The organism is Nocardia amamiensis NBRC 102102 (assembly GCF_001612745.1).
Classification (GTDB): domain Bacteria; phylum Actinomycetota; class Actinomycetes; order Mycobacteriales; family Mycobacteriaceae; genus Nocardia; species Nocardia amamiensis.
Window position 1 is genome coordinate 1 of the sequence record NZ_BDBA01000219.1, and the last position, 19628, is coordinate 19628.

A 19628-nucleotide genomic window follows, 5' to 3' on the forward strand; every position below is an offset into this window, starting at 1 on the left:
GAGCCGCTGCGCGGCGCGCCCGGGAACCAGCGCGCCGAGCACACCGGGACCGCCGGGGCGGGTGGCGTCGAAGGTCACCGGCACCGGATCATGGGGATTCAGCGACTGGCCGGTGAGCCCTTCGTCGCGCCAGAACGGCCGCTCGTAGAGCGCGAAAGCTTTCAGCACCGACCCCATCGGCACACGCTGGGTCAATTGGTCACGGGCCGCGGGCAGCGGCGGGTCGTAGGCGATGCGTCCGGCGATGGCCGGCGGCACGGCGACGATCACGTGCTCGGCGTGCACGTCACCGAAGGCGCCGCCGACCCGGACGCCGTCCTCCTGCTGCCGGATCGACGTGACGGCGGCGCCGAGACGCAACGCCGGGCCCAACTCCTCGCCCATGGCCAGTGCGGGCCCGTCGGCTCCGTCGACGAACAGCCGGGTCACCGTCTCGGCCGTGATCCCGGCGTCGACACCACCCGCCGAACGGATCGTGGTCAGCAAGCCGAGCATCGAGATGCTGCCGACGTCGACGCACAGTTCTTCGCCGATCATCACCTCGGCCAGGTGCCGGGCGCGCCGCTCGGGCAGATTCCGGCGCAACCAGGTCGCCGCTGTCATCGAGTCCAGGCGGTCCGCGCCGGGCGTGGTCCACGGGCGGGCGAGGTCGACGCGGGCGGCCATCCGTTCCAGCCGCCACATGGCCTGGGCCAGCACCACCAGGACGAGCGTGGGCAATGGCGGACGCGCGCCGGTGAACGGCCGCCGCACCACGCCTTCGACCAACAAGTCGACCCCGGTCGGCGGGGCATATGTCGGGGCGCCGTATTCCTCGGCCAGCGCGGCGAACCTGGTGTGCGCGCCCGAGATCCACTGTCCGCCGAGATCAACGGCCCATCCGTCACCGACCCGCGCGGTGCGGGTCCGGCCGCCGACCCGGTCACCGGCTTCCAGGACGACGACGTCCCGCCCGGACCCACGTAACGCACGCGCCGCGCACAGCCCGGCGTAACCTGCCCCGACGACAACCACGTCCGCACGGTCCATGGTGGCCTCCCGTCACCGCACCCATAACTCGACAACCACTGTCGATCACGTACCGCCCATGTGCAACCGGTCTGGACATCCGGCCGCGCGGGCAACCTTCCGCCGCAGGTGACGCCCAGCAACGCGTGCCGAACCGGCGTGTTCGCGAGTCTCGCTGTCACAGCCCCGAATCCCGCTACCCTCAGTTCTCGCAGCCGAGACCTGCCGGCGGATAGGCGCTCTCGCCCGGCGCATCCGGTCGATCCCGCCGACACCCACCTTCGCCTGCGGGAACACGCTGCCGACGTTTGCGCAGCAGCCGCGTGGTAGCCGATCGGCTATCGCGTCAGCGCCGCGAGGGCGGCGACGGCCGCCTCCTGCAAGGTCGGCGCCAGCGCGCGCGGAGGCGCCGTGACGCGTCCGCGCACCCATTGGCGGCAGTACTCCTGCGCCGGTCCGACGCAGATCGCGTGCGCCACCGGATAGCCGTGATCACCTACGTCCACCTCGCCGAGCAATTCTCGGTACCGGCGCTCCAACGCGGCGAAGAAGACCCGATTGTGCTGCGCCAGTTCGGGTTCCACGGCGCGCGCGACCTCGTCCGGCAGGGTGGCGAACAGGAAGCGGGCGAGGTCGCGATGATCTTCGACCCAACCCAGATGGGCATCGAGCATCGCACGGATCGCCTGCTCGGCGCCTATGTCCGGAGCATCGAGGCGCTCGCACACCGTGCGCTGGTAGTCCAGCATGCCGCCGGCGTACACCGCCGCCGCCAGTTCGGCCTTGGAACCGAACGCGTGGAACATGCTGCCGCTGGACAAGCCGAGCCGATCGCGCACGCCCGCCACGGTGAATGCCGCATAGCCCTTGGCCAGAAGCTGTTCGGTAGCCTCGGCCAAGATCCGCTCGCGGGTGTCCGCGGCCACGTCACACCCCGAACTCGGTATCGATCCCGGCTCGCACCGCCGCGAGCACATGGGCGCGCACCCGCAGCTTGGTCGCCGCATGCGCGGCCAGGTCGATCCCGGTCAACCGGTGCGCTTCCGCCGTGGCGCGCGCATGCAGCTCGTCCGCGTCGGCAACGAGCACATCGAGAATTCCCCATTCCCGTGCCACCTCGGGGCCGACCAGGATTCCGGTGTTCGCGGCCCGGTCGAATCCGGGCGCCGTGAGCCGATGCCGCGCCACCTCCACTCCGTAATGCGGAATGGTCAATCCGATCGCGACTTCGTTGAGGCCCAATTTGAAATCCCCGGCGACGCCGAAGCGCACGTCCGTAGCCAGCAGCGTGAATGCGCCCTGGGCGATCGCATGCCCCGCACACGCGGCGACCACGGGGAACGGGAATCCCAGCAGTCGATGGATCAGGTCGCCCCCCGCGCGCAGGGTTCGGCGGATGTCGTCCGGCGACCGAGAGAATGTCGCCAGATCGTAGCCCGCGGAGAACATTCGCGACCGCCCGGCGAGCAGGACGACGGCCCGATCCACCTCGGCGCGGTCCAGCGCGGCGGCGATGTCGCGAATCATGTACTCGGACATCACATTCGCCTTGCCATCGTCCAACCCGACCGTGGCGACACCGCCGTCGAGCCGGTAGGTGACGAGTTCGGTCATGACAGCCTCCTCTAGAGCAGAGCTCTAGAGTATCACTCTAGACGCTGCCTCGGCTATCCACGAGCGTCCACGTCGACGCTCGGTCTCGAGCAGGTGTCGTTGTCACAACGATCCGAAACGGCACTGGTCATTTGTCCGATAGAAGACCGAAAGTTCGTGGCGCGTCCGGGCTTCGGACTAGCCTCTCCGACAGGCTCAGGTGGAGGAAGCGACATGACCGCAGCAACCGTCATCCGTCCGCTGGCGCCGAGCGAGGCGATCTTCGCCAACAGCGAAGTCCTCGTCGGCTATTCGACCCGGGTGGCCGGTCGGTTGGATCTCACCGCGCTGTCGGCCGCGTTCGAGGCCGTGGTCCGGGCGCGGCCCGTCCTCGGCGCACGCCTGGAATCGGACGGGCACGGCGGACATCTGCTGCTCGAATCAACCGGCGCGCCACCGGAGATCTCGGTCGCCGACGGCGATCCCGAACAGTTGCTCACCGGCGCCCAGTTGGATCAGCGCAGAACGCTCGGGGCGCTGTGCGTGGTGCGCGACGGCGACAACGCGGGTGTCACCTTGGTGACCCACCACAGCATCGCGGACGCCTCGCATTCGCTGACCGTGTTCGGCGAGCTGTGGTCCTGCTACACCGATCTGACCCGCGGCTGCCTGCCCGACCTGCCCTCGTACGGATTCCCCCGGCCGGTGGAAGACCTGCTGCGCGAGCGCGGCGTCGAGAAGATCGACACGCCTGCGCTGCCGCCCCGCCCGGTCGGCGTCGCTCGGATCAACCCCGGCCCCGACGACTACCAGCTGCCCCGCACGGCCCGCTGCAGGCTGACCCGGGAGCAGACCGCGGCGCTGGTCGAACTCGGGCACCGGGAGAAGACCACGATCAACGGCCTCGCCTCCGCCGCGATCCTGCTCACCGAGGCGGAACTACGCGGGCTGCCGCTGCCCGAGCTGAGCTATACCTACTCGGTCGACCTGCGCGCCCGGGTGCGGCCGCCGATCGGTATGACCGAGGGCACCAACGTCCTCGGCTTCGCGAATTTCGTGCCGCCGTCGGGATCGACGCTGGTCGGGCTGGCCCGCGGCATCAGCGACGCGTTGCGCGCCGGGCTGTGCGCGGGCATCGTGCAGCAGACCCCGCTGCACATCCCCGAGATCGCCGCGGGGCCTCCGCCGAGCGCACCGGGAATTGTGCTCGCCACCAATTGGGGCCGGGTCTGCGGGCCGCGGCTGCCGGACACGCTGCGGGTCACCGATTTCCGCTCGATCATGCTCGGCAAACCGGACAAGACCGGACACCGCCTCCAGCAACCGAGCGGCACCATCATCATCAGCACGTTCGACGACCGGCTGAGCATCGAGATCCACCATCCCGACGAGACCACCGCCGAACAACGGGTGCGCGTGCGACTGCTCGCCGCGCACCTGTCAACGTCCGGCGCGCGCGTGTGAAACCGGCCGCTGATAGAGCCCGCACCGGGGCCCGGGCGCACCCAAAGGCAGCCGCAGAAAGACACCGCCCGACATCGTCCGTCCTCAGCCCGCGCAGGCCCGAAACGCAGCCGAAGGCAGCCGCAGAACAGACACAGTCGGACGTAGTCCGTCCTCAGCCCGCGCCGGGCCGAGCGAAGGCGACGGCAGCCGCAGAAAAGACACCGCCGGACGTAGTCCGTCCTTAGACCGCACCGGGCCGAGCGAAGGCGAGGCAGCTGCCTATTCTTCGAGGACACGGCAGTGAGGTGGGTGAGGTGCGGACGATCGGGACGGCGGCGCGGGAACGGTGGAATGAGCACGCGGACTGGCGCGGTGCGGTGCGGCAAGCCGAACTTCCTGGTGGACAACAGGTTTGGGTCGTCGCGGGATACGACGAGGTGGCCGCGCTGCTCGCCGACGAACGGCTCAGCCTGGACAAACGGCACTCCGGCGGCGGCTACGCGGGCTTCGCGTTGCCGCCCGCGCTGGACCGCAATCTGCTCAATATGGACGGTGACGAACACGGCCGGATCAGACGGCTGGCGGCGCCCGCGTTCTCGCGCGGCGCGGCCGCGAACCTGCGGCCGGTGGTGCGTCGGATCGCCGACCAGACGTTCGACGCGCTGGACGCGGCGCCGGGCGAGGCGGTGGATCTGCTGGATCGCCTCTGTGTCCCGGTGCCCGCCTTGGTCATCGGCGAGTTGCTCGGCATGCCGACGGACCTGCACCCCCGCCTGCGTGACGCCGCTACGACCATGGTGACCTTCGATGCGGCGTCGCCCGAATCCGGGCGGCGGCTCGTCGCGGCGATCGGCTGGCTGACCGCGACGTTCACCGATCTCGTCGCCATGAAGCGCGCCGCACCGGGCGAGGATCTGGTCAGCGGATGGCTGCGCCCCGATGATGGCCGGACGCTGTCGGAGGACGAGCTCGTCTCGCTCGCCTTCCTGATGATGCTGGCCGGTCTGGAAAACGCGGTACACCTGTGCGGCAACCTGATCGCGGCCCTGCTCGGCTCCGGGGGCGGCACGGTGGCCGACTGGTCAGCCCGCCGCCGCGACCTGATGGAGCGAGCCAATCCCCTCCCGTTCGCCATCCGCCGCTTCGCGCTGACCGATCTGACCGTCGGCGGCCACTCCATCCCCCGCGGCGACACGGTCCTGCTGTCGATATTCGGCGCGGACTCCGATCCTGCCCGCGCGGGCAGGCCGAGCCTGATGTTCGGTCGCGGACCGCACTATTGTCTCGGCGCGCAGACCGCCGACCTGGTCGTGGACGCCGTCGTCCCGGAATTCTTTGCGCGATACCCGAAGGCACGCCTGGCCATCCCCGAGGACGAATTGACCTACCGCGATTCCTGGCGCGCCCACGGTTTGGCCGCCCTTCCGGTGACGCTCGAAAGCTGACCCGAACCGATCATGATGACCGAACTCCGGCGACAGGCAGGCGAGCACGCGGCCGCCACGAACCCAGTCCGAAAACGCAACGTCAGGCGCGGGCGGCGGCCGTGCGGGCCAGCGTGTGCAGCGGATCGGTCAGCGCATCAGTGAAGGCCAGCTCCGCGGCAAACGCAACGTCAGGCGCGAGCGGCGGCGGTGCGGGCAAGCGTCTGCAACGGATCGGTCAGCACATCGGTGAAAGCGAGCTCCGCGGCCCCGATCAGGGTCGCGTCGCCGCCGAGTGTGCTGGTGCGCAACCGGACTCGTTCGCGAACCGCCTGCAGACCGTTCACCGCCACCCTGCTGCGCACCTGCGCCGCGGAAGCGAGATAGATCTCGCGCAGCACGCCACCGAAAACCACCATGGATGGATTGAAGATGTTGACCAGGTTCGCGACGCCGTAGCCGAGCCATTCGCCGACTTGGTGCAGCGCGTCCCTGGCGGCCGCGTCGCCGCGGGCGGCGGCCTCGACGATCGCGTCGACCGCCGCCTGCCCGGGCGGATCGGTGCGTCCCGCCGCCGCGATCAACCCGAGTTCGCCCGCCTCGGCCTCGAAACAACCGCGGGAACCGCAGGCGCAGGGCCGCCCGCGCGGGTTCACGATCATGTGCCCGACCTCCCCGCAGTAACCGCCTTCGCCGCCGAGCAGCTCACCGTTCATGATGATGCCGCCGCCGATCCCGACGTCGCCGTGCAGGTAGATCAGATTCGCCAGGCCTTCGCCCACCCCGCGCTCGCGTTCGGCCAGCGCGCCGAGGTTGGCGTTGTTGCCGACCGCGACCCGGAGCCCGAGATCGAGTTCCTCGGTCATCTTCGCGCCGAACGCGACGTCCACCCAGCCGATGTTGGGCCCGTACCGGACGACGCCGTCCTCCTCGCGGACCATGCCGCAGAACGCGACGCCGACGCCGACGCAGACCGAATCCGCCGCGGCCGCATCGATCATCGCGCGGGCCATCTCGACCAGCGCGGCGATCACGTCCTCCGGGTCGAAGGCGCCGCTGGGCCGGGCGGTCTCGCTACGATCGAGCACCGTGCCGCCCAGCCCGACCCGTGCCGCGGCGAGCCGGTCCGCACTGACGTCCAGCGCGACGACGTACACGCGGCGCTCCCGCGGCCGCACCACCAGCGAAGGCCTGCCCGCCCGGCCGGTCTGGCCGGGTAGCTCCTCACTCACCAAGCCCGCGGCGGCGAGGTCGGTGGTCAGGGCGAGGATGGTGCTGCGGTTCAACCCCATTCGCTCGGCGAGGGTCGCGCGCGACACCGCGCCGTCGCGGTGGACGTGCCGCAGCAGCGTGGCGAGATTACGCGTGCGGATCTCCTCGGGGGAAGGTGCTGCTCGCATTCACCGGGCCTTCGTCGGGGACAGGGGATTCATCGATGCTGGAGCGCGCGCCGGCGGGAGAGCGCGTCCACTCCTGCGGCCAAGAGCAGCACGAATCCTGTCACAACGAATTTGGTGCCCGCGCTGTAGCCCATCAGCCCCATCCCGTTGTTGATCACCGCGACCACCGCGGCGCCGAGCACCGCGTCCAGCATCCGCCCGCGTCCGCCGAACAGGCTGGTGCCGCCGATCACCGCCGCGCCGACCGCGGTCAGCAGCACGTCGCTGCCGCCGGTATTCGGATCCACGGAGTTCGCCCGTGAGGCCGCGATGAGTCCGCCGACCGCGGCCATCGTCGAACACAGCACGAAGGCGGTGATTTTCACCCGGTCCACCGCGATACCGGCGCGCCGGGCGGCCTCCGCGTTCCCGCCGACCGCGTAGATGTGCCTGCCGAACGAGGTGCGGTCGAGCACGAAGGTCCACAGCAGCAACAGCGCGGCGATCAGCGGCACCACGATGGGCATGCCGGTCAGCGAATGCAGCTCCGGGTTGCGGCTGCGCTCGCCGTTGAGCACCAGCACCGCCGCGCCCGCCACGATCGCGAGCACCGCGACGCGCACCACGACCACCGACGCGGTCGCACCGGTGAGCCCGAGTTTCGTGCGGGCCCGCAGCTTCCGGTACTGGACGATCGCGAATCCGGTCACGAGGACCGCGTACAGCGCCCACCCCAGCAGCGGGGGCACGTTCTTGTTCGCGACCGCCACGATCGTCTCGTCGCGGATGGCGATATTGCGGCCGTTGTCCATGATCTTCAGCGCGACGCCCTGCAGGGCCAGAAACGCGGCCAGCGTCACCACGAACGATGGAATGCCGATCTTCACCACCACCGCGCCGATCACGAGTCCGATCGCCACGCCGGTGAGCAGCGAGACCCCCACCGCCAGATACCACGGCCACCCCTTGTCGGTGAGCAGCACGGCGAGCACGGCGGCGCAGACCCCGCTGGTGAACCCGGCCGACAGATCGATCTCGCCGAGCAGCAGGACGAAGATCAGGCCCATCGCGATCACCGCGATCGCCGCGCCCTGGGTGAACAGATTGGCGAAGTTGGCCTCGGACATGAAGACCGGGCGCGCCGCCCAGAAGATCGCCGAGAGCACCACGAGCGCGATCACCGATGGCAGCGCGCCCATGTCGCCGCCGCGCACCCGTCCGACGTAACCGGTCACCAGGTCGGACACCGGCGCCACCGCCGGTCGCTGCTGGGTCGCTACCGCGTTCATCGGGTGACTCCGCTCGCTTCGAGACCGAGCGCGCCGCTGCGCCCTGCCGTGATCAATTCGACGACCTGCGCGTGCGTCACGTCGGAGGTCCGGACCTGGGCCGCCATCCGGCCCAGATAGAGCGCGGCGATCCGGTCGGACACCGCGAAGACGTCGTTCATGTTGTGTGAGATCAGCACCACCGCCAGGCCCTGATCGGCGAGCCGGCGAACCAATTCGAGCACCTGCTGGGTCTGCGCGACGCCCAGCGCGGCGGTCGGCTCGTCGAGGATCACCACTTTGCTGTTCCACAGCACGGCTTTCGCGATGGCCACCGTCTGGCGCTGGCCGCCGGACAGGCTCGACACCTGCTGCCGGACCGACTTGACGGTGCGCACCGACAGGCTCGCCAAGGTCTTGACGGCGAGTTCTTCCATCGCGTATTCGTCCAGGACGAGGCCGTGCCTGCGCTCCCGGCCGAGAAACATGTTCTGGACGATGTCCAGGTTGTCGCAGAGCGCGAGGTCCTGGTAGACGATCTCGATGCCGAGCGCCGCCGCGTCGCGCGGATTGTGCACCTGCACCGGCCTGCCCTCGAACAGGAACTCGCCCGCGTCGATCGGATGGGTGCCGCCGATGCACTTGACCAGCGTGGACTTGCCCGCGCCGTTGTCGCCGACGAGCGCGGTGACCTCGCCGGGATAGGCGCTGAAGGCGACTTCGTGCAGGACGTGGACCGGGCCGAAACTCTTCTCCACTCCCCGCAATTCGATGACCGGCAGTTCGGGCATGGGGTAGCTCCTCAGAAAGGGTGGGGCCCCTTCCGCTGTCCCCTCATCGAACCGCGGAAGGGGCGTGCGGTATCAGATCCCGTTGTCCGCGCAGAGTTTCGCGAACTCGCCCGCGCACAGCTCGTCTCTGGTGACGTAGCCGTCGGCCACCACGTCCTTGACGTTCTGCGCGTAGATCGGTTTCGGTTCCAGCAGCACGGAGGGAACGTCGGCGTTCGACTCCGGGTCACGCACCGTGCCGTTGGTCGTGCCCTGCTCCCCCTTTGCCAGGGCGACAGCGAGTTTCGCGGTCGCTTCCGCCTCTTTCTGGATGGCTTTGTAGACGGTCATGCACTGATCGCCGGTGAGCACGTTCTGCAGGCCCTGTACGGTCGCGTCCTGCCCGCTGACCGGGACCTGGCCGTTGAGCTTCTGCTTCTTCAGCACCGCGATCGCGGCGTTGGCCAGTCCGTCGTTCGCGGCGACAACGCCCCCGATGTCCGGCCGTCCGGTGAGCATCTGCTCGAAGATGGTGCCCGCCGTGATGTTGTTCCATTCCGGGACGGCCTGATCCGGGCCCTTCGTGTACTGGCCCGCGTCGAACCTGGGCTTCAGCACGCCGTCGTAGCCGGTCTTCAGCAAGGTCGCGTTGTTGTCGGTCGGCCCGCCGTTGAGGTACGCGACGACCGGGCGCACCGCGTTGCGGTCGGTCAGGCACTTCGCTACGCCCTCACCGAGCAGCGTGCCGACCTTGACATTGTCGAAGGAGACGTAGTACTGCGCGCCGCCGCCGAGCGTCAGCCGGTCGTAGTCGATCACGGTGACGCCCTGCGCTTTCGCCTTCTGGATCACGGCCTTGCCGGTGCCGCTGTCCAGGTTGGTCATCACCAGCACCGAGGCGCCGTTGGTGATCATCTGGTCGGCGATGGTCTGGAAGGCGTTCTTGTCGCCTTGGGCGTTCTGGATATCCGCCTTGACACCGGCGGCGTCGAACGCCTGCTGCAAGTACTTGCGGTCCGCCGTCTCCCAGCGTGCGGAAGTCTTGCTGTCCGGGAGGATCACGCCGATCTGCGCTTTCCCGGAATCCGCCGAGTCGTCGCCGCAAGCGGTGAGTGTGGCCAGGAGCGCGACCGATAACGCCGCGGCGCTGAACATGCCCTTACGCATGGGTGGGCCTTTCATTCACCGGCCGGGAGGTGCCCGGCCGGTGGGAGTGGAACGAATGTTGTTCACGGCAACATATAGGACTGTGACGCAGCGCACAACAGTCAATTTGTTGTTTGCCATAACAATCTCGACACGTCCCCATTTGCCCAGGTGATCGTCGCTCCACAGGACTGACGAGCGCTCCGGCAAGGCCCATGAACAGGCGCGTCGCCCACTGTCGCTGAGGGACCGGAGCGCGGTCGGCGGATCGGAACCCGGGCATCCGGCGTGTGGTCAACTGGAACGGACCACGCAGGATCGGGCGCATGGCGGCGAGTCGGCACAGTACGCTGGACGTGAATCATGGCGCGGCAGCGACAGACTGGGATCCGGGAGGGGAACAGTGAACACGCTCGAGCTCGACCCGGCGGCGGTGGCCGCCTACACCGCGATCGCGGACGCGGTATCCAAACAATTGGCGTCGGCGGCGGCGGTCGCCTCCGGCGCGGTGAATCCGGACCAGCTGGCTGCCGACCTGGGGCTTGTCGGTGCGGAGTTCGCGGCACGGTTCTCCGCGGCCGTGTCCGAACATGCTGAGGCGTTGTCCACTGCGGGACAATTGGTCAGCGCATACGGCCAGGTCCTGCGCGGTTACAACGAGCAGGCACAGGGTGTCGACGCCGCCACGGCCGGCGCGATCACCCAGGCCGGGGAGGCACTGGCATGAGAAGCCTGATGGGACTGCGGAAACGGTCGCACGCCACCCAGCCCGCCACCGAGACTTCCCGGACGCCGAGCACCGAACCGGGCGTCGATCCCCCGATCATTGCCGCGCTGGTACGTCCACTGCTGACGTTGCGCTCCTCGCTCGGCACCGGTGTCGGCGTACCGAATGTGGCGGCGACCAGCGCGCTTTCGGCTGCCACCACGCAGGCTGCCGACACCGAAGGTCCACACCGCGAGGGCTTGCACGCCTTGGAGTCGACGTGGACCTCACGCGGCGCCGACGCGGCAGTGCCCGCGCTGCGCACCACGCAAACGCAGATCGGCGACATCTCCGATCGCGGTCCCGCCTACCTGTCCGTCCTCGCCGACGCACACGCGACATCCGGACGCGCGGCCCAGCGCGTCGACCAGATCATCGCGGAGTTCCGGCGCGACGCGCGCGAGATCCTGGACAACGCGAGCTCGGCGCCGGAGACCGACGCCGTCATCACGCGGGCCACTCAGGCACTGCGCGACGCCATCACCACGGTGACCGCGGCACGCACCGAAATGAGCGACCACACCAGACGACTCGATGAGATGGGCCCGCTCACGGTGACCGCGCCATCCGGCGTCGCACAGGGCGGGACCGTACAGCCGGGCACCACAGGGCATTTCGTCCCCGGCACCACCACACCGGCCACCACACAGCCGATGGACCCGGCCATGGCCGCGCAACTGCAGTTGCAGCAGCAGCTCATCGCCGCGGGGGTGCAGTTGGGCAGCACGGCGATCAACGCGGGCGTCGATATCGGCACGCACATCATCGACAAGATCGCCGAGGTCGGCATGCACACCATCGACACCGTCGCGGCGTCGGCGGACAAGGCGATTCCGGAGCTGATCAACCCCGGCTCCACCACGAACCACGGCACGAACGGCGACGACTCCAGGAACTCCTCGAAGCTGTTCGACTTCGGCGGGTCGACGGACAAGCCGTCCTCCAACGGAAGCAATTCGGCGATCTCGCCGAACAATTCCGCGCCCACCGCTCGATCGGACGCGCCGAAGCCGGAGAGCAGGCCCGCGCCGGCCGGAGCGCCGCCCTTCGCCGACCCGCCCGCACCTGCGGGCCGCCCGGACAATCCTGGTCATCCAGGCCCGACCGGCGGTATGGTGCTGCCACCGGCGCCGCCTCCGGGCGGTAACGACCAGGAACACAAGCCGCGCGACGGCCAGCTCGGCGTGACCATCCCCTCCGCCGTGACGGCGGTGGTGCCGGTGCTGGGCGAATTCGACGATGACGCCCCCTGACCGGGAGCATCCCAGTCAGGGCGCAGGCCAGAGCAATCCGTTCGACACGGGTCTGCCGATGCTGCGCATTCCCGTGGCCAAGCCGTCGAAACGGCGTCGTCCGAGCCGCCGCAAGGTGATGCGCCGCCGCCGCGAACCGGAGTTCGCGGCCGCGGAGCCGCCGCGTGCGCCGGACAAGGCGAGGGCGCGGCCGCAATTCGGCGAGTGGGAACAATGGCTCGAACCGTCCCCGCATGCCGAGCAGCAGCCGGAAATTCCTGTCCCGCAGCAGCGCAGCGCACCCGCCGAGCCGGAACCGCCCACCGCAGACCAGAGCAATGTCAAGGTGCCCGCGATCATCAATCGATCCGGCATCCACCCCGGCACCCCCGTGCGCCATCCCCGGCGGCACGGGGATCAGCCGCGCGGCAACCGGTCGCTGACCCTGCTGATCGTGCTCGGCATCGCGGTCGCCACGGTCTCGGTCTGCCTGGCCATCGTCTACGGTTCCACTACGAAGACACGCACCGCGGCGGCGACATCCCCGGCGCGTGCCGCCGGTTCCGCTCAGTCCACCTCGACGTCCACCACCTGGGCCAAGCCGCCGTGGGCCATCGCGACGCCGGGATGCGAGCAACAGCGCACACCCGACGTCGTCTCCGGCACCGACCCGGGCGGCACCGGCAACGGCCCCGATGCCATCCTCGCCTTCGAATACGCCTATTACGCCGAGCGTTCCGGATACCGAGCCCGTGCGGTGGTCGCGCCGGACGCGGCGGTGTCACCCGCCGAGCAGATCCAGCGCGGCATCAACCAGGTGCCCGCCGGCACCCGCTATTGCGTGCGGATCACCCGCGCGGGGGACAGTCCCGCCGGACAGGATCGGTGGGAAGTCCGGCTGACCCAGCAGTTCCCCGGCGAGGAGACGAACACCTTCACACAGTTCATCACCACCCGGACCGGTGCCGATCAAACCCTGATCACCGGGATCGCGGCAGGCTGATCGCGGCGAGAAGCACACGGGCAGCCGCTGTGCCAGCCGCATGCCGAACTCAGTGCAGCGTGAATTTGACGACCGGGATCACTCGGTCGGTCTTTTCCTGGTATTCGGCGAAGCCGGGCATGACCTCGACTACGGCGGCAAAGAGACGGTCGCGCTCCGGCCCCTCGGTGATCGGTGTCGCGATCGCCCGTACCATCTCGGTGCCGATTTCGAGTATGGCCTCAGGATTGGCGCGGAGGTTGTGAAACCAGTCCGGGTTGGTCGGCGCGCCTGCCTTGGAAGCGATCACGACGATGTCGTCGCCGTCGCGGATGAAGGCGAGGGGGTTGGTGCGCGGGAGTCCCGACCTCGCGCCGGTCGTGGTGAGCAGGAGCAGCTCACTGCCCGCGAAAGGGCCGCCGACCCTGCCCTGGTTGGCGCGGAATTCTTCGATGATCTGGGTGTTCCAGTCGCCTGCCATGCCGGTCCTCCTGAGGTCGGGTGCCGATCGTGACCGAGCCTAGTAGTCCGTCTTCAGCCAGCGCACACCCGGAGCGGAGGCGAGGCGCCTAACGGCCCCCCAACAGCGACAGGGGGCACGATGGCGAGGTGCGGGTACTTGTTGTGGAAGACGAGAAATTGCTGGCCGACGCGATCGCCGACGGCCTGCGTCGGCACGCGATGGCGGTGGACGTGGTGTACGACGGCGCCGCGGCGCTGGAGCGGGCGGAAGTCAACGACTACGACGTGGTGGTCCTCGATCGAGACCTACCCAAGGTCTCCGGCGATTCGGTGTGCGGCACACTGGTCGAGTCGGACGGTGCGGCCCGGATTCTGCTGCTGACCGCCGCGAGTGCCGTAGCCGAGCGGGTGGCGGGCCTGGGACTCGGCGCCGACGACTATCTGACCAAGCCGTTCGCATTCGCCGAGCTCGTCGCCCGTATCCAGGCGCTCGGACGACGCGCGCACAGAGCCGCTCCCCCGGTGCTGGAAAGGTCCGGTATCCGCCTGGACCCGCATCGCTTCGTCGTGACCAGAGACGGCGAACCGGTCTCCTTGTCGCGCAAAGAGTTCGCGGTGCTGGCCGAACTGCTGCGTGCGGACGGCGGCGTGGTGTCGGCGGAACAGCTCTTGGAAAAGGCGTGGGACGAGCACATCGACCCGTTCACCGGCGTGGTGCGGTACACGATCATGAACGTGCGGCGGAAGCTCGGTGCGCCGCCGGTGATCGAAACCGAGCCCGGCGTGGGGTACCGGATCCGATGAGCGGGCGCACCATCCGGTTGCGGCTCACGCTGCTGTACGCGACGGCGTTCTTCGTCGCGGGCGCCGTGCTCATCGCGCTGATGTACTTCTATCTGAACCAGTCTCTGGAGCGGCGGCCCGGAGCCGCGGCGCACAGAGTAGTGCAGGAGTTCCTGGTCAACCGTGCCGAGCGCACCCATACTCGGGTCTCCCCTGAGCTGTACAAGGCGCTGACCGAGCAGGCCGAGCAGAATCGGCGGGACACGTTGCGCACCATGCTGATGTGGTCACTGGTGTCCTTGGGCGCGGTGGGGATCGCCGCGGGAGGCTTCGGCTGGTTGATGGCCGGACGCGCCCTGCACCCGTTGCAACGAATTACAGCGACCGCGCGGCGGGTGGCCGACACCAGCCTGCACGAGCGCATCGCGCTCGACGGCCCGCAGGACGAAATCAAGGATCTGGCCGATACTTTCGACGCGATGCTGGAACGCCTGGACCGCGCGTTCGACGGACAACGCCGGTTCGTCGCGAACGCCTCGCACGAACTGCGCACACCGCTGACCATCAACCGGACGCTGATCGAAGTGGCGCTGGACGATCCGGACGTCCCCGAATCCACTCGCAGGCTCGGCTGCACACTGCTCGAGGTCAACCACCGCCACGAACGCCTCATCGACGGCCTGCTGGTGCTGGCCACGACCGAACAGCGGCTGACCGAACACCGCCGCGCCGATCTCGCCGACATCGCCAGGGACGCGGTCGCGACGCACGCCGGCCGAGTCGGCGTCCGGATCACCGCCGACCTCGAATCTGCCCCCGTCGTCGGCGACCGGCTGCTGCTGGAACGCCTCGCCCACAATCTGCTCGACAACGCCGTCCGCTACAACGTCCCCGAACACGGTTGGGTCACCGTCCGTTCCCGCGCCGTCGGCGACCATGCCGAACTCACCGTGGGGAACAGTGGCCCCTCGGTCCCGGCCTTCGAAGTGGACGGGCTCTTCGAACCGTTCCGGAGGCTGGCCACCTCCGAGCGGCTCGCCGACTCCGGCTCGCGCGGCGCCGGGTTGGGTTTGTCCATCGTTCGCTCGGTCGCGCGGGCTCATGGCGGCACGGTCGGTGCGGTGGCGCGCCCGGACGGCGGGCTCGAGGTGACGGTCGATCTCCCGCTTGCCCAGGGGTAGCGCGATACCGGTAATGGCCGGGCGAGTCCGACGCCTGCACCACACCCGGTGCAGGCCGAGGACGTCCGAGAAGACGGTCAGTAGTTGTGGCAGGTGTCCACGATGACCCGCATTTTGTCCCGGTGCTCCTGTGCACGCGGCGAATCCCGATGCTGCTCGAACTTGCGCTTGGCGTCCGGGTGCGTGTCCAGGAACTCCTTCGCCCGCTGCTTGCGCTGATCCACCGGCAGGCTGAGGAACTCCTGCAGCTTGGCCTTCCGATCGGGGTGCGCGTCGAGGCGGGCGGCGAACTCCGGGAACTGGGCGTGCACGGCGGCATCGATCTGCGCGAAGCTGCACGTCGTCTCCAGCAGCCCGCCCCCAGGACCCGGCTGCGCGAAGGCGGTCGCCGGAACCAGCAGCGCGCCCGCGGCGACCAGGCCGCCGAGTGCGACGGTCGCTCGGAGGAATCTCGTCATGTCGGATAACCCTTTCCGTTGGACATCGGGCCACGGCGACGTGACCCGGCGCCTAGTCCATCAGGAAGGGTGTTCGGCCGGCGCTAGGAAACCGGCACCCGCTCTCGGACCGCCGATCTCGGCGTCGCGCTGAGCGTCTTGCCCAGGTCGGCGCGCAGGGCGGCGGCCGAATCGAGCAGATAGTTCTGCCGGACGCGCCACGGATGACGGTCGCCCTGGTGCGGGAACTCGCCGATCGAGCGCTGGATGTAGCCGGAGGCCAGATCCAGCAGCGGACGCTGGTCCAGCTTGCCCCGCGGCTCGGGCACCACGGCGGCATAGCCCTTGCGGTCCATGTGGGCGAGCACCTTGCACACCAGCCGGGAAGTGAGGTCGGCCCGCAACGTCCACGAGGCGTTCGTGTACCCGATGCACACGGCGAAATTGGGCACGCCGGTGATCATGGTCCCCTGCCAGACGAACTGCTCGGACAGGTCGACCCGCGCGCCGTCGACACTGGGGGTGATGCCGCCGAAGGCGCGCAATTGCAGACCCGTGGCGGTGACCACGACATCCGCCTCCAGCACTCGGCCGGACTCCAGTCGAATGCCGTCCGGCACAAAGGTATCGATGTGATCGGTGACGACCTCGGCCTTCCCCTTCTTCATCGCCTTGAAGAAGTCCGCGTCGGGCACGGCGCACAGGCGCTGATCCCAGGGGTTGTAGCTGGGTGTGAAGTGCTCGGCGACGAGCTCGTCGTCCTTCAGGATTCGCGTGGTGAAGCCGGTGAGCAGTTTCCGCGCGGCTTCCGGGCGGCGACGGCAATACTGATAGAAGCCGATCGCGAACAGGATGTTCTTGGTGCGAATCGCCCGGTGCGCCAGCCGGGCCGGAAGCACTGCGCGGATCTTGTCGGCGAGCTTGTCGCGGCTTGGTACGGCGCTGATCCAGGTGGGCGTGCGTTGCAGCATCGTCACCAGTTCGGCTTGTTCGGCCAGCGCGGGAACCAGCGTGACCGCGGTGGCGCCGCTGCCGATCACGACGACGCGCTTACCGCGGTAGTCGAGGTCCTCCGGCCAGAACTGCGGGTGCACCATCGTTCCGGAGAAGGCGGAGATGCCCGGGAATTCCGGTGCGTACGGCCGCTCGTAGTCGTAGTACCCGGCGCAGGAATACAGGAAGCCGCAGGTGAGGGTCCGTGTTTCGACGGCGCCCGCCGCGTCGCGGTGCTCGAGCGTCAGCGTCCAGCGCGCGGCCTGACTGTCCCAGTCCGCGGCGAGCACTTTCGTGCGATAGCGGATGTGCCGGTCGATGCCGTATTCCGTCGCGGTCTCGGTGATGTAGCGCAGGATCGACGGGCCATCGGCGAGTGACTTGGACTCCAGCCACGGCTTGAAGGGATAGCCGAGAGTGAACATGTCGGAGTCCGAACGAACACCGGGATACCGGAACAGATCCCAGGTGCCGCCGAGCGTGTCACGCGCCTCCAGAATGGCGTAAGTCTTTCCGCGGCACTCGGTCTGCAGCCGGTAGGCCGCGCCGATGCCGGACAGGCCTGCGCCCACGATCACGACATCGAGGTATTCCGGCGGTGCGGCGGTCTCCGTCATGCCTCCAGTGTGCGAGCCCGATGGACCGCATTCTTGACTTGGCGCGACAACTATTTGATTCTGGACGACATGTCGGTGATTCGGTCGGCGGGCCTGCGCGGGTTCCGTGCCACCGTGGCCGAACTGGGCGGGGACGCCGAGGCGCTGGCCGCGGCATGCGGCCTGCCTTCCGCCGCGCTCGACGCCGATGACCTGCTCGTTCCCGACGAGCAGGTGGCCGCGGTGCTGGAGCTGGCCGCGCACCGACTGCAGTGTCCCGACCTGGGCCTGCGGATCTCGCATCGCCAAGACCTCGACATGCTCGGTCCGCTGGCGCTGGCCATCCGCAACTCACCGTCGGTGGCCGACGCGCTCGCGTGCTCGGCGCGCTATCTGTTCCTGCACGCGCGTTCACTGAGCCTCACGCTGGAACCGGACCCCTATGCCGAGCGCGGCGTGATTGCGCTGCGGTACGGGGTGCAGCCGGGACTGCCGACGCCCGTCCAGGGCACCGACCTGGGGCTGGCGTTCTTGCATCGCACCATCCAGCGCCTGGTGGACGACCGCTACGGTTTGCGTTCGGTCGAGCTGCCCTACCGGCCGGCGGCGCCGATCGCGAGCTACGAGGAGTTCTTCAGCGCACCGGTGCGCATCGAGCGGCCGTCCGCGGCGCTGCGATTGCCGCGCAACCTGGCGACCCGCCCACTCACCGGCGGCGACGAAAACCTGCATCGGCTGGCCATGGCGTTCCTCGCCGAGCAATCCGGCGGCGCAGACACGGCGATCGCACCCAAGGTGCGCGCGGCAGTGCGTCAGTTGCTCGGTACGGCGGCTCCCGAGATCGGGTCTGTCGCACGGCTTCTGATGGTGCATCCGCGCACGCTGCAACGGCGCCTGGCCGCCGAGCACACCTTGTTCGCCGCGATCTTGGACGAGGTCCGCAGCGATGCGGCGCGGCGGTATCTGACCACGACGGATATGCCGATGAGTCAGATCGCCTCGCTGATCGGGTTATCGGAACAGGCGACGTTCACGCGGTGCGCCCGAAGATGGTGGGGGACAACTCCCACCGCGTTGCGTCGTGCCGGTTCTCCTGGAATCACCCAGCAGCACAACACTTTCGGGTGACAGGACGACAACGGTCCAGCCTCCGATCCGCCCATTTCGGTAACGGTTGCCCAGAAAAGCCGCCGAACCATTCCGGCCGCGACGTCCGGTCTCTACCGTCGAATATCGGGTAGGTGTGCGCCGGAAGGGGGATCCCATGGGCAAGCGAAGAGTCGGCACAGCCACCCCCGTGGTGATGGCGGAGCCGAACGTCGGCGAGGCGGCGGTATGAACCCCGATACCTGGCAAGGAAGCGTGGCGGACGCGCTGAACCGCATCCCCGGACTGACCGCACCCCAGCACTCGTTCCTCGCCGAAGCGCTGGCGGAGCCGGACCGGCGTCTACTCGTTCATCGCAACGTGGCACATCCGCCGGACGATCACGCACACGCGCTGCTGATCTGCGGCACAGGGCTTTTCGCGTTGCGTTTCACCGCGGACGTTCCGGTGCGGCTGGACCGGATCCGCCACCATGTCGAGGCGAAGTTCGGCAAGGTGCAGTTCGGGCGCGAGAAGGTCGTCCCGCACGACGTGCAGATCGTGCTGCTCGTCCCCGGCGAGATCGGCGTCCGCGAGGACAGCAGATTCGCCCTCGCCGGACCGGCCGAGCTCGATCGGGTGATCCGCGCACGTGATCGGCAGTTGCGGCCGAGCCGGGTGGGGGCGATCGCGAGAACCGTCGCCGACCAGGCCACCGAGTACGACCTGGTGGAGATCGAGGAACCGCCGGACGAAGCTCCAGCCCTGCTCGACCGGTCGGACGTCACCGCAGCACAGCGCGATGCGGCGCTGCACCGGCCGTTCCAGCACTGGATGACCTTCCTCGATCCCGATCAGGAGGCGCTGGTGTCGCGCACGTACACCGGCCCCGCACGCCTGGCCGGTCCGGCGGGCACCGGCAAGACGGTCGTGGCGTTGCACCGCATGGCAAGGCAGGCGAAACGATCCACCGGACGTCAGCTGTACACGACCTTCGTCAAGACGCTGGCGAACTGCCAGGAGACCTACTTCCGCCTGCTCGCGCCCGGGACCGAGGGACGTGTCCAGTTCGCCAG

At 68.9% G+C, this 19628-nt stretch carries 18 protein-coding genes and 1 pseudogene; 9 read left to right on the forward strand and 10 right to left on the reverse strand.

Translation table 11 applies throughout. From position 1 onward, the window contains the following. From NA4_RS31540 to NA4_RS31550, 3 genes are all read right to left on the reverse strand, one after another. Window positions 1-1029: flavin monoamine oxidase family protein (locus NA4_RS31540; protein WP_067478458.1), on the reverse strand; the 1029-nt coding region annotated here is incomplete at its 3' end. 317 nt (window positions 1030-1346) lie between these two features. Then, complete coding sequence (locus NA4_RS31545) at window positions 1347-1934, reverse strand: TetR/AcrR family transcriptional regulator (protein WP_067478461.1); 588 nt, start codon at window positions 1932-1934, stop codon at window positions 1347-1349. A gap of 1 nt (window position 1935) precedes the next feature. Continuing rightward, window positions 1936-2622, reverse strand: coding sequence for a crotonase/enoyl-CoA hydratase family protein (locus NA4_RS31550; protein WP_067478464.1), 687 nt, complete (start codon window positions 2620-2622; stop codon window positions 1936-1938). A gap of 213 nt (window positions 2623-2835) precedes the next feature. On the opposite strand from NA4_RS31550, the gene NA4_RS31555 reads away from it, so the two are divergent. Further along, window positions 2836-4065 (forward strand): phthiocerol/phthiodiolone dimycocerosyl transferase family protein, encoded by a 1230-nt coding sequence (locus tag NA4_RS31555; RefSeq protein ID WP_067478467.1) that lies wholly within the window; start codon window positions 2836-2838, stop codon window positions 4063-4065. 296 nt (window positions 4066-4361) lie between these two features. Beyond that, window positions 4362-5492, forward strand: coding sequence for a cytochrome P450 family protein (locus tag NA4_RS31560; protein WP_067478505.1), 1131 nt, complete (start codon window positions 4362-4364; stop codon window positions 5490-5492). A gap of 170 nt (window positions 5493-5662) precedes the next feature. On the opposite strand, the gene NA4_RS31565 is transcribed toward NA4_RS31560, so the two are convergent. The 4 genes from NA4_RS31565 to NA4_RS31580 all read right to left on the reverse strand — a co-directional run bounded on the left by NA4_RS31565 (window position 5663) and on the right by NA4_RS31580 (window position 10055). Further along, window positions 5663-6871 carry an ROK family transcriptional regulator gene (locus NA4_RS31565; RefSeq protein ID WP_067478470.1) on the reverse strand — a complete coding sequence of 403 codons (1209 nt, stop codon included), beginning with the start codon at window positions 6869-6871 and terminating at the stop codon, window positions 5663-5665. A 29-nt stretch (window positions 6872-6900) separates the two neighbouring features. Further along, on the reverse strand, window positions 6901-8139 hold the full coding sequence (locus NA4_RS31570; RefSeq protein WP_067478473.1) for a sugar ABC transporter permease: 1239 nt from the start codon (window positions 8137-8139) through the stop codon (window positions 6901-6903). Beyond that, window positions 8136-8909: an ATP-binding cassette domain-containing protein gene (locus NA4_RS31575; RefSeq protein WP_067478476.1), complete on the reverse strand. Its 774-nt coding sequence runs from the start codon at window positions 8907-8909 to the stop codon at window positions 8136-8138. The genes NA4_RS31570 and NA4_RS31575 overlap by 4 nt, the downstream gene beginning before the upstream one ends. A 72-nt stretch (window positions 8910-8981) precedes the next feature. Next, on the reverse strand, window positions 8982-10055 hold the full coding sequence (locus NA4_RS31580) for a sugar ABC transporter substrate-binding protein (RefSeq protein ID WP_067478479.1): 1074 nt from the start codon (window positions 10053-10055) through the stop codon (window positions 8982-8984). A 382-nt stretch (window positions 10056-10437) separates the two neighbouring features. On the opposite strand from NA4_RS31580, the gene NA4_RS31585 reads away from it, so the two are divergent. From NA4_RS31585 to NA4_RS31595, 3 genes are read left to right on the forward strand one after another with little or no spacing between them, the layout of a single operon-like run. Next, window positions 10438-10761: a hypothetical protein gene (locus NA4_RS31585; protein ID WP_067478482.1), complete on the forward strand. Its 324-nt coding sequence runs from the start codon at window positions 10438-10440 to the stop codon at window positions 10759-10761. Continuing rightward, the gene (locus NA4_RS31590; protein ID WP_067478484.1) at window positions 10758-12053 is read left to right on the forward strand and encodes a hypothetical protein; all 1296 of its coding nucleotides are present in this window, start codon (window positions 10758-10760) and stop codon (window positions 12051-12053) included. The genes NA4_RS31585 and NA4_RS31590 overlap by 4 nt, the downstream gene beginning before the upstream one ends. Beyond that, window positions 12040-13035, forward strand: a complete 996-nt coding sequence (locus NA4_RS31595; protein WP_067478487.1) for a DUF8176 domain-containing protein — start codon at window positions 12040-12042, stop codon at window positions 13033-13035. The genes NA4_RS31590 and NA4_RS31595 overlap by 14 nt, the downstream gene beginning before the upstream one ends. Window positions 13036-13084: 49 nt before the next feature. Here the strand turns inward: NA4_RS31595 and NA4_RS31600 are convergent, their stop codons facing one another. After that, window positions 13085-13495: a nitroreductase family deazaflavin-dependent oxidoreductase gene (locus NA4_RS31600; RefSeq protein WP_067478490.1), complete on the reverse strand. Its 411-nt coding sequence runs from the start codon at window positions 13493-13495 to the stop codon at window positions 13085-13087. A 128-nt stretch (window positions 13496-13623) separates the two neighbouring features. Between NA4_RS31600 and NA4_RS31605 the strand changes: the two genes are divergently transcribed. Together NA4_RS31605 and NA4_RS31610 are read left to right on the forward strand one after the other, a co-directional pair. After that, window positions 13624-14280 (forward strand): response regulator transcription factor, encoded by a 657-nt coding sequence (locus NA4_RS31605; protein ID WP_067478493.1) that lies wholly within the window; start codon window positions 13624-13626, stop codon window positions 14278-14280. Further along, window positions 14277-15440 (forward strand): sensor histidine kinase, encoded by a 1164-nt coding sequence (locus NA4_RS31610; RefSeq protein WP_067478496.1) that lies wholly within the window; start codon window positions 14277-14279, stop codon window positions 15438-15440. Before NA4_RS31605 ends, NA4_RS31610 begins: the two co-directional genes overlap by 4 nt. A gap of 77 nt (window positions 15441-15517) precedes the next feature. Here NA4_RS31610 and NA4_RS31615 read toward each other — a convergent pair whose 3' ends face one another. Together NA4_RS31615 and NA4_RS31620 are read right to left on the reverse strand one after the other, a co-directional pair. Then, complete coding sequence (locus NA4_RS31615; protein ID WP_067478499.1) at window positions 15518-15898, reverse strand: hemophore-related protein; 381 nt, start codon at window positions 15896-15898, stop codon at window positions 15518-15520. 83 nt (window positions 15899-15981) lie between these two features. Beyond that, window positions 15982-17487 (reverse strand): flavin-containing monooxygenase, encoded by a 1506-nt coding sequence (locus NA4_RS31620; protein WP_067478502.1) that lies wholly within the window; start codon window positions 17485-17487, stop codon window positions 15982-15984. 33 nt (window positions 17488-17520) lie between these two features. Here NA4_RS31620 and NA4_RS31625 point away from each other — a divergent pair, with 33 nt between their 5' ends. Next, the gene (locus NA4_RS31625) at window positions 17521-18594 is read left to right on the forward strand and encodes an AraC family transcriptional regulator (protein ID WP_245671675.1); all 1074 of its coding nucleotides are present in this window, start codon (window positions 17521-17523) and stop codon (window positions 18592-18594) included. A 207-nt stretch (window positions 18595-18801) separates the two neighbouring features. Further along, window positions 18802-19628 (forward strand): annotated as a pseudogene (locus tag NA4_RS31630) (hypothetical protein); the annotation flags it as partial.